The sequence below is a fragment of the Streptomyces pathocidini genome (assembly GCF_001418495.1).
Lineage (GTDB): Bacteria > Actinomycetota > Actinomycetes > Streptomycetales > Streptomycetaceae > Streptomyces > Streptomyces pathocidini.
Window position 1 is genome coordinate 1 of record NZ_LIQY01000477.1, and the last position, 11,546, is coordinate 11,546.

Annotated in this window: 8 protein-coding genes; 3 read left to right on the top strand and 5 right to left on the bottom strand. The window is 71.3% G+C overall.

What is annotated here, in order from left to right; translation table 11 throughout:
* Window positions 1-261: 261 nt before the first annotated feature.
* Complete coding sequence (locus AOK16_RS20750; RefSeq protein WP_055473702.1) at window positions 262-1,605, bottom strand: UDP-glucose dehydrogenase family protein; 1,344 nt, start codon at window positions 1,603-1,605, stop codon at window positions 262-264.
* A 220-nt stretch (window positions 1,606-1,825) separates the two neighbouring features.
* Between AOK16_RS20750 and AOK16_RS20755 the strand changes: the two genes are divergently transcribed.
* The gene (locus AOK16_RS20755; RefSeq protein ID WP_055473703.1) at window positions 1,826-2,986 is read left to right on the top strand and encodes an acyl-CoA dehydrogenase; all 1,161 of its coding nucleotides are present in this window, start codon (window positions 1,826-1,828) and stop codon (window positions 2,984-2,986) included.
* A gap of 120 nt (window positions 2,987-3,106) precedes the next feature.
* Here the strand turns inward: AOK16_RS20755 and AOK16_RS20760 are convergent, their stop codons facing one another.
* On the bottom strand, window positions 3,107-4,423 hold the full coding sequence (locus AOK16_RS20760) for an LCP family protein (RefSeq protein ID WP_055473704.1): 1,317 nt from the start codon (window positions 4,421-4,423) through the stop codon (window positions 3,107-3,109).
* Window positions 4,424-4,553: 130 nt separating this feature from the next.
* Here AOK16_RS20760 and AOK16_RS20765 point away from each other — a divergent pair, with 130 nt between their 5' ends.
* On the top strand, window positions 4,554-5,102 hold the full coding sequence (locus AOK16_RS20765) for an acyl-CoA thioesterase (RefSeq protein ID WP_055473705.1): 549 nt from the start codon (window positions 4,554-4,556) through the stop codon (window positions 5,100-5,102).
* Between the two features lie 156 nt (window positions 5,103-5,258).
* Here AOK16_RS20765 and AOK16_RS20770 read toward each other — a convergent pair whose 3' ends face one another.
* Window positions 5,259-6,704, bottom strand: coding sequence for an LCP family protein (locus AOK16_RS20770; RefSeq protein ID WP_055473706.1), 1,446 nt, complete (start codon window positions 6,702-6,704; stop codon window positions 5,259-5,261).
* 113 nt (window positions 6,705-6,817) lie between these two features.
* Here AOK16_RS20770 and AOK16_RS20775 point away from each other — a divergent pair, with 113 nt between their 5' ends.
* Entirely contained in the window at window positions 6,818-7,858 is a 1,041-nt protein-coding gene (locus tag AOK16_RS20775) for a glycosyltransferase family 2 protein (protein ID WP_055473707.1), read from the top strand.
* Window positions 7,859-7,941: 83 nt separating this feature from the next.
* Here the strand turns inward: AOK16_RS20775 and AOK16_RS20780 are convergent, their stop codons facing one another.
* Window positions 7,942-9,660 (bottom strand): LCP family protein, encoded by a 1,719-nt coding sequence (locus AOK16_RS20780; RefSeq protein ID WP_055473708.1) that lies wholly within the window; start codon window positions 9,658-9,660, stop codon window positions 7,942-7,944.
* Between the two features lie 108 nt (window positions 9,661-9,768).
* Window positions 9,769-11,526, bottom strand: coding sequence for an LCP family protein (locus AOK16_RS20785; protein ID WP_055473709.1), 1,758 nt, complete (start codon window positions 11,524-11,526; stop codon window positions 9,769-9,771).
* Window positions 11,527-11,546 lie beyond the last annotated feature (20 nt).

Here is an 11,546-nt window from a genome sequence, read left to right on the forward strand (position 1 = left end):
GCGGTGGAGCCCGGCGGCGCCGAGCCGGCAGTGATCGGGTGGTGGGGACGGTTGGCCGGGGCCGGGTCACGGTGGGCTTGGCAGCGCGGGGCTGCGTCGTACCGATTGCTCGCCGCCGGGGCGGCAAAGTCTTCCCGCCGCGGTGGCGAGAAACCACCGCGGCGGAGCCCGGCGGTGCCGAACAAGCCTGGAATCCGCCCGGGTTCGGCCTGGAGTCGCCAGGCGCGAGGCCTGAGTCCGCCCGGGTTCTGCCCGGAGCCGCTAGGCGCGAGGGCGGCCCAGGGCCCGGTAGGTCCAGCCGGCCTCGCGCCAGAGGTCCGGGTCGAGCGCGTTGCGGCCGTCGAGGATGCGGCGTTCGGAGACGACCTCGCCCAGTTCCGCCGGGTCCAGGTCGTCGCGGAACTCGCGCCACTCGGTGAGGTGGAGGACGACGTCCGCGCCACGCGCCGCGTCGAGCGCGGTCGGTGCGTAGCCGAGGGTCGGGAACAGGCGGCGGGCGTTCTCCATGCCCTTGGGGTCGTAGACGGTGACCTGCCCGCCCTGGAGGTGGATCTGCCCGGCCACGTTGAGCGCGGGGGAGTCCCGTACGTCGTCCGAGTCCGGTTTGAACGTCGCGCCCAGCACGGCGACCCGCTTGCCGAGGAACCCGCCGCCCACCGCCTCGCGGGTCAGCTCGACCATGTGCCCGCGGCGCCGCATGTTGATGGAGTCGATCTCGCGGAGGAAGGTCAGCGCCTGGTCGGCCCCCAGCTCGCCGGCGCGCGCCATGAACGCCCGCAGATCCTTCGGCAGGCACCCGCCGCCGAACCCGATCCCGGCCCGCAGGAACTTGCTGCCGATCCGCTCGTCGTGCCCGATCGCCTCGGCGAGCTTCACCACGTCCCCGTCGGCCGCCTCGCACACCTCGGCCATCGCGTTGATGAACGAGATCTTCGTCGCGAGGAAGGAGTTGGCGGAGGTCTTCACCAGCTCGGCGGTCGGGAAGTCGGTGACGATGAACGGCGACCCCTCGCCGATCGGCGTCGCGTACACCTCGCGCAGCTGCTTCTCCGCGCGCTCGCCGGCGACGCCCACCACGATCCGGTCCGGGTGCAGGGTGTCCTCCACCGCGAAGCCCTCGCGCAGGAACTCCGGGTTCCACGCCAGTTCGGCACCCTCGCCCGCCGGGGCCAGCTCGGCCAGCCGGGCGGCCAGCCGCACCGCGGAGCCCACCGGCACGGTGGACTTGCCCACCACCAGCGCGGGCCGGTGCAGATGCGGCGCCAGCGCCTCCACGGCGGCGTCGACGTAGCTCATGTCGCACGCGTACTCGCCGTGCTTCTGCGGGGTGTTGACGCAGATGAAGTGCACATCGCCGAACTCGCCGGCCTCCGCGTACGAGGTGGTGAACCGCAGCCGCCCCGACGAGCCCTCGAACCCGGCGACATGGCGCCGCAGCAGGTCCTCCAGCCCCGGCTCGTACATCGGTACGCGGCCCGCGGCCAGCATCTCGATCTTCTCGGTCGAGATGTCCAGGCCCAGTACCTCGAAGCCCAGTTCGGCCATGGCGGCGGCGTGGGTGGCGCCGAGGTATCCGGTGCCGATCACGGTGATCTTCGGGGCCATGCGTCGCTCCATCGGGCAGATCGTGCGAGGGGCCGCGCGTACGGGTCGCTCTGTTACGTGCGGACTGCGCGCCCGAGCATAGTCGCGGGCGGGTCCGGGCACTCCCTCCGATGTCAGGGCTGTCAGCAAGCTCACCTATGCCGGTGCGGCCGACCGTCCTAGAATCAGGGTTACTTAAGGGTTACTTAACGGTAGTTAGCAGTTCTGGGGAGTGAGAACGTTGGCGGGCTCGACTGATTTCGACCTCTACCGGCCGTCCGAGGAGCACGACATGCTCCGCGAGTCGGTGCGCTCGCTCGCCGAGGCGAAGATCGCGCCCTTCGCCGCGGACGTCGACGAGGAGGGCCGCTTCCCGCAGGAGGCCCTGGAGGCGCTGGTCGCGGGCGACCTGCACGCGGTGCACGTACCGGAGTCGTACGGCGGCGCGGGGGCCGACGCGCTGGCCACCGTGATCGTCATCGAGGAGGTGGCGCGGGTCTGCGCGTCCTCCTCGCTGATACCGGCGGTCAACAAGCTCGGCTCGCTGCCGGTGCTCCTCTCCGGCTCGGAGGAGCTGAAGAAGAGGTACCTGGCGCCGCTCGCCCAGGGCGACGGGATGTTCTCGTACTGCCTGTCCGAGCCGGACGCGGGCTCCGACGCCGCCGGCATGAAGACCAAGGCCGTACGGGACGGCGACGGCTATGTCCTCAACGGCGTGAAGCGCTGGATCACCAACGCCGGGGTCAGCGAGTACTACACGGTCATGGCGGTGACCGACCCCGAGAAGCGCTCCAGGGGCATCAGCGCGTTCGTCGTCGAGAAGTCCGACGAGGGCGTCTCCTTCGGCGCCCCGGAGAAGAAGCTCGGCATCAAGGGCTCGCCGACCCGCGAGGTCTACCTCGACAACGTCCGCATCCCCGCCGACCGCATGATCGGCGAGGAGGGCACCGGCTTCGCGACGGCCATGAAGACCCTGGACCACACCCGCATCACCATCGCCGCCCAGGCGCTCGGCATCGCGCAGGGCGCCCTCGACTACGCCAAGGGCTATGTGCGCGAGCGCAAGCAGTTCGGCAAGCCGATCGGCGACTTCCAGGGCGTGCAGTTCATGCTGGCCGACATGGCGATGAAGCTGGAGGCCGCGCGCCAGCTCACGTACGCGGCGGCCGCCAGGTCCGAGCGCGGCGACGGCGATCTGACCTTCTTCGGCGCCGCCGCCAAGTGCTACGCCTCGGACGCCGCCATGGAGATCACCACGGACGCGGTCCAACTCCTCGGCGGCTACGGCTACACCCGCGACTACCCGGTGGAGCGCATGATGCGCGATGCGAAGATCACGCAGATCTATGAAGGCACGAACCAGGTGCAGCGGATCGTGATGGCGCGGAACCTGCCCAAGTAGGCGTCCGCCCAAGGCGCATGGCACATGCACCCAAAGGCACATGGCTCATGAAGAGATGGCGCATGGCTCATGAGGAGGGGCCCGGACCGAGTGGTCCGGGCCCCTCCTCGTACGCCGTGGTCACTCGTTGCCGATCGTGACCTTCTGATCGTTCTTCAGCTCCGACACCAGCTGCTTGACCTTCGGCATGTCCCAGCGCAGCGAGCCCATCGGCGCGGCGCCCGAGGTCGGCATGTTCAGCTGCTTGCCCTCGCCGCCCGAGATGTCCTTCATTGCCCAGAACATCCTGGCCAGGTTCCACAGGCTCATGTCCTTGTCGACGATCAGGGTGTCCAGGCCGGCGCCCATCGTCGGGTAGAGCTTGAAGGGGTTGAGCACGGTGCTGGGCGTGGCCGTCTGGTTGGCCAGCGCGGAGAGGAACTTCTGCTGGTTCTTGGTGCGGTCGAGGTCGCTGCCCGCGAGCGCGTAGCGGGTGCGCACGAAGGCCAGGGCCTGCTTGCCGTCGAGGGTCTGCGTGCCCTTCTTCAGGTCCGCGCCCGACTTGTCGTCCTTGATGTCCTGCGGGATGTTCATCTCGACGCCGCCGACCGCGTCCACGATCTTCGCGAAGCCCGCGAAGCCGATCTCCGCGTAATGGTCGATCTTCAGGCCGGTGTTGTACTCGACCGTGCGCACCAGCAGCGGGGCGCCGTCCCGCGAGTAGGCGGCGTTGAGCTTGTTCTGGGAGGCCGGGTACTGCCGGCCGGTTTCCGAGCCCTTGAACGCCGGGATGGTGACCCAGGAGTCGCGCGGCAGCGAGACCATCGTGGACCCGTTGTCACCGATGTGCAGGATCATCATCGAGTCGGTGCGCTTGCCCGCGGCCGAGCCGGTGTGCAGGTCCTTCTTGTCCTGATCGGTCATGCCCTCGCGGCTGTCGGAGCCGACGATGAGGTAGTTGGTGCCCTCGCCCGCCTCCGGGCGGTCCTCGACCTTGCTCAGGTCGACCTCGCGGCGCAGCTTGGAGTCGGCCCAGAAGTACGTGCCGACGGAGGCCGCGAGGACGACGACGAGCAGGGTCAGGGTGCCTATCCTGATCCGCCGGCCCCAGCGCGGGGCGGGGCGGCCGTACGACTGCCCGTGCGGCGGCCGACCGCCGCCGCGGCCGCCGCCGTAGACCTCGCCCTGGCTGTAGCCGTCGTCGAGGTAGTCGTCGTAGCCCTGGTCCCGCTGCCCGGGCACGCCGGGGCGGTGCGGCGACAGGTTGGGCGGCAGCGGGGGCTCGGCCCGGTGCGGACCGCCGCCGTACCCACCGCTGCCGTACCCACCGCCGTAGGCGCCGTCGCCGGAGCGCGGGCGCTGCACATGCGGCATGGCGCGCGCCGACTCGGGCCGGGCGCCGCCGCGTCCGTACCGGTCCCTGCCGTCGCCGGACCATCCATCGGGCCACTCGTTCATAACGTGCAGTGTGCCTGGCCGGTACGTCGATAAGACAGGGCGAGTGGGGAATCGCACCCCGCCTGTAGCAGACCTGATGCAAAGAAACGGCGGCGGGGGTGGGGGCTTATCCGTGCATAAGGTGGAGGGCATGACCGATCAGGCAGCCGCCCCGGAAGAAACGATTCCGGGCAAGCCCACCGCCGCATCCCGCACGACGCTGAGCCACATCATGACGGCGGGCGACACCAACCTCCTGGGGACGGTCCACGGTGGCGTGATCATGAAGCTGGTGGACGACGCGGCGGGCGCGGTCGCCGGCCGCCACTCCGGCGGCCCCGCGGTCACCGCCTCCATGGACGAAATGGTCTTCCTGGAGCCGGTCAAAGTGGGTGACCTTGTTCACGTGCGCGCGCAGTGCAACTGGACGGGGCGCAGCTCCATGGAGATCGGTGTTCGGGTCCTCGCCGAGCGCTGGAACGAGTCGGCGCCCGCGACGCAGGTCGGCTCCGCCTATCTGGTCTTCGCGGCGGTGGATGCGGACGGCAAGCCGCGGCGGGTGCCGCCGGTGATCCCGGAGACCGAGAGGGACAAGCGCCGGTACCAGGAGGCGCAGATTCGCCGCACGCACCGGCTCGCGCGTCGACGTGCGATCAAGGACCTGCGCGAGCGGCACGCAGCCGAGGGGCTCGACGACTGACTCGCGGTGGCCCCGGCGGCCTTGAGCCGGGTACCGGAACCGTCGTCTGCGGGGGCGCGGCTGGGGGGCAGGCTCTCCACTAGGTCAGCCAGACGGGGGCGTGCCGCGCGATGCACCAGCTGTCAGAGAGGCCGGTCGCACCCGGTCCGCCGGCAGTCACTCGCAGGTCACCTGGTCGCCGGTCACCGCTCCGCCCACGCCTCGCTGTGGGGTACCCCGCACCTTGCGTACCTCGCGGAAGTCCGAGCCGAGGGTGACCCTCATCACCGGCCCCTGCCCGCGCACCGCCCGCAGTTCCGCCCCCGGCAGCGCCGCCGCGACGGTCCGCGCCGAGCGGTCCCAGCGCGGGTCGTACGTGATGACCGTCCGCTTCGCCGGCGCGGGCGCGTTCCCCGGCGGCTGCGTGGCGAACCCGCTCGCGCGCAGCTCGCGCGTCACGCGCCCGCCGAGCCCGGCCCGCCCCGTCCCGTTGTCGACCCGCACCCGCACCCGCTGCGGGGCCACATCCACCGGCGCCGCTCGCCGCTCGGCCGGGCGGTGCGCCAGCGGCCGGTCGGCGCGCAGCGCCCGGAAGATCCGCCCGGCCTTCGCCGCGTCCCACTTCACGGTCGAGCCGAGCCCCGCCACCGGGTAACTCGGGTCCTCGATCGGCACGGAGACGAACTCCGAGGACGAGGGCTTGAAGCCGCGCATCGCCTTCCCGAGGTCGACCAGCTCGTCCGTGCCGAACCCGCGGTCCGCGCGCACCGAGCCGAGCAGCGTGGAGGCGACCCGGTCGAACTTCACCGGGTTCATCAGCACGCCCCCGCTCGACACCTCGTCCATCAGCGCGGCCAGGAACCGCTGCTGGCGCTGCATCCGCCCGAGGTCCGCGGCCCCGTCGATGTGCCGGGAGCGTACGTACTGCAGCGCCTCGCCGCCGTTCAGCCTGCTGGTGCCCACCGGCAGGTCGAGGCCGGTGTAACGATCCTTCATCGGCCGGGCCGAGCAGATCTCGACCCCGCCCACCGCGTCGACGGTCTTCATGAAGCTGGTGAAGTCCACCTCGATGTAGTGGTCGAGGTGGAGCCCGGTCATCTTCTCCACGGTGCGCACGGTCAGCTGCGGACCCCCTTGCGCATAGGCCGCGTTGATCTTCCCGGCGTGCGCCGGCAGCCGCTCGCCGGTGGCCCTGTCGGTGTGCTCGGGCAGGTGCACGTACGAGTCGCGCGGGATGCTGATGACGCTCGCCCGGCGCCGGTCGCCGGACAGGTGCACCAGCATGATCGTGTCGGTGCAGTGGCAGGGCGCGCCGCCGAGGTGGTAGCGCTTGCGCTGCTCCTCGGTCAGCTTCTCCCGGCCGTCGGTGCCCACCAGCAGGAAGTTCAGCCCGTCGCTGCCCTTGGGCCGGTTGTTGAGCCCCTCGAAGGGGTCGATCCGGCCGATGGCGGTGTCGAGCCCGGAGACCACCGCGTGCCCGCAGCCCCCGGCGGCCAGCAGGAGCGCGGACGCCGTCATCCCGATCCTGCGCGCCCAGCGCGGCCGGGGCCCGGCGGGGCGTCTGGGCCGGGGCCGGGGGCGGGGGCGGGGGCGCGGCCGGGGCGAGCGGGCCGGGGCGGTCAAAGGGGGACACCTCCGCGCGGGTTGGCTGTGACCAACGCCACGGTAGACCGCGGCCCCGGGCCCCTCGGTCCGCGTGCGGGACGTGTCCCCCGTTCGCGGTAACGTGAATCCTGATGAACGGATCCCCTGAACAGCGCCTCCCGGCCGTCTCCGTGATCATGCCGGTGCTCAACGAGGAACGCCACCTTCGCAATTCGGTGCGGCACATCCTGGAGCAGGAGTACGCCGGCGAGCTGGAGGTGGTCATCGCCCTCGGCCCGTCCACGGACCGCACGGACGAGATCGCCGCCGAGCTCGTACGCGAAACGGCGTCGAGTTCCTGGGGGCGCGTGCACACGGTGCCCAACCCCACGGGCCGTACGCCCGCCGGGCTCAACGCGGCGATCAAGGCGTCCCGGCACCCGGTCGTGGTCCGGGTGGACGGTCACGGCATGCTGTCGCCCGACTACATCGCCACCGCCGTACGGCTCCTGGAGGAGACGGGTGCGCAGAACGTCGGCGGCATCATGCACGCCGAGGGCGAGAACGACTGGGAGCACGCCGTCGCCGCCGCCATGACCTCGAAGATCGGCGTGGGCAACGCGGCCTTCCACACCGGCGGTACGGCCGGCCCCGCCGAGACGGTCTACCTGGGCGTCTTCCGGCGCGAGGCGCTGGAGCAGCAGGGCGGCTACAACGAGGAGTTCATCCGCGCCCAGGACTGGGAGCTGAACTTCCGCATCCGCGAGGCGGGCGGCCTGATCTGGTTCTCGCCCGAGCTGAAGGTCTCCTACCGCCCGCGGCCGAGCGTGCGCGCCCTCGCCAAGCAGTACAAGGACTACGGGCGTTGGCGCCACGTCGTGGCCCGCTACCACCAGGGCTCCATCAACCTCCGCTACCTCGCGCCGCCGACCGCGCTCGCCGCCATCGCCGCGGGCGTGGTCGTGGGTGCGGTGCTCACCCCGTGGGGCTTCGCCGTCCCGGCCGGGTACGCGGCCGCGCTCGCCGCGGGCTCCGTCCCGGCGGGCAAGGGTCTGGCGCCGGGGGCGCGGGTCCGGATCCCGGTGGCGCTGGCCACGATGCACATGTCCTGGGGCTGGGGCTTCCTCACGAGCCCCAAGGCCCTGGCCCGGAAGGTCATCGCGAGCCGCCGCCCGGCCGCCGTGAGCCGCTAGCGCCACCGTTTCGCACGACGACGGCCGCGCCCCTGGTCCGGGGCTCGGCCGTCGTCATACAAGAGGCCGGAAGGCCAGGGGCCTCACCACACGTTGGCCGGATTCACCTTCATACAGGCCGACTTGTCGTCCCCGTTGAGCGCGTCCGCGCTCTCCGGCGCCTTGTCCTCCGCCGCGCCGCCCGAGTCCGCCGGCTTCTCGTAGGCTGTCCCGGCGCGCCAGTCGGCGCCGACCACCAGGGTCACCTGAGCGACGGACGAGGCGTGGCGCACCGCGCTCTCCGGCAGGCCGAGCGCCTTCGCCACCGCCAGCGCGTCCCCGCGCAGGTCCTCGCTCGGGTACGAAACGGTGGTGTCCGCGCGGGACTTGGGCGTGGTGTCCGCGACGGCCTGGGCGAAGCCGAGCCGGAGCAGGTGCTCGGAGAGCTGCGTGGCGCGGCCGGTGACGGGGGCCTGGGTGGCCGTACCGGTGCCGTTCTGGACCGTGACCGGGATCTGCCCCTTCGGGGCCGCCGGGTCGTTGGGCCCCGGGCTCTTGCTCGCCTTCTTCGAACCGGACGTGGGCTTGTCCTTGCCGTCGAGCGCGGTGTCGCTGCGGATCATCGAGAAGACCTTGTCCGCCTCGCCCGGCTTGGGGACGATGTGCGCCGCGTTCGCCGGGTCCGGTGCCCACGGCATGGTGGCCATGGTGATCCGGGCGGTCGGGATCCGCTTGAGGTCGTTGCCCAGGTCGTACAGGGACTTGACCGTGCCGAGGTCCTGGTCGACGGTGAGTGCCTTGGTGGCCGCCTCGGCGAGGTCGGTGAGCTTGGCCGGGTCGGTCAGCTTCGTACCGGACTTGAGCTGGCGGACCATCGAGTTCATGTACATGTGCTGGGCCTTGGCCCGGCCGATGTCGCTGCCGTCCTCGAAGCCGTGCCGGGTGCGCAGCCACTGCAAGGCGTGCTTGCCCTTGATGACCGACTCGCCCTCGGGCAGCCGGAGTCCGGACCGGGGATCGTAGACGTTGCTGTCCACGCAGACCGGGACGCCGCCGACCGCGTCGGCCATGTCCACCACACCCGCGAAGTCGATCATCATGAAGTGGTCGACCGGGATGCCCGTCAGCTCCTCCCAGGTGGCGACCGTACAGCCCGGACCGCCGTGCTGGAGGCTGGAGTTGATGGTCCCCTGGCCCTCGGGGTAGACCGTCCCGTCGTCGGTGTCGGTGCACTTGGGGATGGTCACGCGGGTGTCGCGCGGGATGCTGACCACCGACATGCTGGAGCGGTCGGCCGAGACGTGCAGCAGCATCTGCACATCGGCCAGCGGCTTGCGGCCCGCGTCCGCCTTCGCGCCGCCCAGCTTCACGTTCTCCGCGGAGTTACGGCTGTCCGAGCCGAGCAGGAGGATGTTCATCGGCGTCTGGCCCGCGGCGTTCGGGGCGCTCTTGTCGAGCTTGCTGTCGCCGAGGTTCAGCGCGTCCTTGATGAGGTTGCCGTTGAGGTGCTCGTAGTAGAGGTATCCGGCCCCGGCCGCGCCGAGTATCAGCAGCGCCAGACAGGTGGCGAACCAGCGGAGTATCCGCCTCTTCCCGCGCTTGCGGCCGCGCGGGCCGCCGGGCTGCGGGCGGCCGCCGCGCCGGCGGTCGCCCGGCGGCCGGCTCGGGCCGCCCCGGCGGCGCCCGCCGTGGTCCTCGCGCTCGTAGAGGTCGTCCCGCTCGTAGAGGCTGTCGTCCCAGCCGAGTTCGCGCGCGTCGGCGGGTGCGCCGCGGCGCGCCTTCGGCAGCCGGACACGGTCCTGGCGAACGCTGTCCTGCCGCATCGGGCCTCCCCCGTGGGTAGTCGGTGCTGTGGGGCCCGTGGGCGGGCGTCTCACGTGGTGGTCACTTCATGGTCACGTACACGATGGTCAAGTACACGGTCACTGCGGTCACTTCGCGCAGACCTGCTGGTCCGCGTTCACCTTCTGCACTTCCTTCGGCGCCTTGGTCGGCGCCGTCAGCGGCGTGCCCGCCCCCCGGAAGTCCGCGCCGAGCGTCAGCGTCATCGGGACCATCGGCCCCGCGTCCTCGGTGCCCGGCTTCAGGGCGGAGGCGGGCATGCCCATCATCGCGGCCAGCGCGCGGGCCTGGTCGGCCTGGTTCGGTGCGTACGTCAGCGTGGTGGTCTTCTGTTCCGGTCCGGTCGCGTTGCCGCCGTTGCTCGACTTGAGCACGCCCTCGGTGTTCTGCAGCCAGTCCACCGTCTCCTGGGCCGCCCCGAACGGCCCACCCCCGTTGAGGACCTCCACCCGTACGTTCGACGGATCGGCCTTCGGCCCCTTCAACTTCGCCTGCTCCTTGGCCGCTTGCTGCTTCTTCGCCTCGGTCAGCGAGGTGTCGGAGCTGATCATCGAGAACAGCTGCCGGGCGGGCTGCTCGTTCAGCACGACCGTCGCCTTGACCCGCTCCGCCGGGTTGTCGATGACGGGCACGGTCGCGAAGGAGACGTGCTTGGGGTCCACCTTGCCCACGTCCTGCGCGAGTTGGCGCAGCTTGTCGATGCTGCCTATGCCGGTGTCGACGGTCAGGGCCTTGGTGGCGGCCGTGGCCAGGTCGAGCAGCTTCCCCGGGTTGGTCAGGGTGCCGCCGGACTTCATCTTACGGATCATGGAGCTGAGGAACTGCTGCTGGATCTCGATCCGGCTCAAGTCCCCGCCGTTGCCCACCGAGTGGCGGGTCCGCACGAACGCCAGGGCCTGCTCGCCCTCCAGGGTGTGGTTGCCCGCGGACAGCCGCAGGTGCGAGTCCGGGTCGTTGATGTCCTTGGCCAGGCACACGTCCACGCCGCCGACCGCCGAGGACAGCGTCTTGACCGCGTTGAAGTCGGCCATCATGAAGTGATCGACCGACAGCCCGGTCAGCTCCTTGACCGTGCGCATCGTGCAGCCCGGGTCGCGGCCCTCCTGGCCGAGGCTGTTGTTGAACCGGGTCTGCGGCGTACCCGGGATGATCTTGGTCGACCCGTCCGGCTGCTTGGTGGGGCAGTCCGGGATGTCGGTGATCAGGTCGCGCGGGATGGACAGCGCGGTGGCGTTGGAGCGGTCCTCGGAGACATGGAAGAGGAACGTGGTGTCGGCGTGCCCGACGCTGCCGGAGTCCCCGTACCCCTCGTTGCCTTTGCCGGTACGGACGTCCGTACCGATCACCAGGATGTTCACCGGCCCGTCGCTGGTGGCCTTCCCGCTGCCCGCGTCACCGACGTCGATCTTGCTGATGTTGCCGTTGAGCCGCTGGTAGAGATAGACGCCCCCGGCCGAGCAGCCGACCAGGATCAGGGCCAGCGCCCCGCCGGTCCAGTGCAGCGCCCGCTTCCGGCCCGACTTGGGTCTGCGGCGGCTGGCCGGCGGCGCCGCCCGGCGGCTGCGCTGCGGGGGGACGCTGCGGCGGCGGCGCGTGCCCTCCTCGGGCGGAGCGCCGGTCCGCGAGGCGGCCCTGGCCTCGGCCCGCGACTCCGTACGGGACCGGCCTTCGGCGCGGGACTCCGCGCGCGATTCGGATCGGGACCGGGCGGGGCGGCGCTGGGGAGGGGGCGACGGCTGCGCAGCGGAAGGGTCCAGTCGCAATTCGTAGTTGCCGGTGTGCGGATTGAACACCCACTGGTCCGCGGGGTCGATGTCGCCCGGCCGCTCACGTCCTTGCGCGTCCACGACTGCCTGAATCCTCCGTC

Excerpts from the sequence above, each read along its gene's own strand:
- AOK16_RS20750 (WP_055473702.1), bottom strand. The coding sequence starts at position 1,605 with ATGGCCCCGAAGATCACCGTGATCGGCACCGGATACCTCGGCGCCACC.
- AOK16_RS20760 (WP_055473704.1), bottom strand. The coding sequence starts at position 4,423 with ATGAACGAGTGGCCCGATGGATGGTCCGGCGACGGCAGGGACCGGTAC.
- AOK16_RS20765 (WP_055473705.1), top strand. The coding sequence starts at position 4,554 with ATGACCGATCAGGCAGCCGCCCCGGAAGAAACGATTCCGGGCAAGCCC.
- AOK16_RS20775 (WP_055473707.1), top strand. The coding sequence starts at position 6,818 with ATGAACGGATCCCCTGAACAGCGCCTCCCGGCCGTCTCCGTGATCATG.
- AOK16_RS20780 (WP_055473708.1), bottom strand. The coding sequence starts at position 9,660 with ATGCGGCAGGACAGCGTTCGCCAGGACCGTGTCCGGCTGCCGAAGGCG.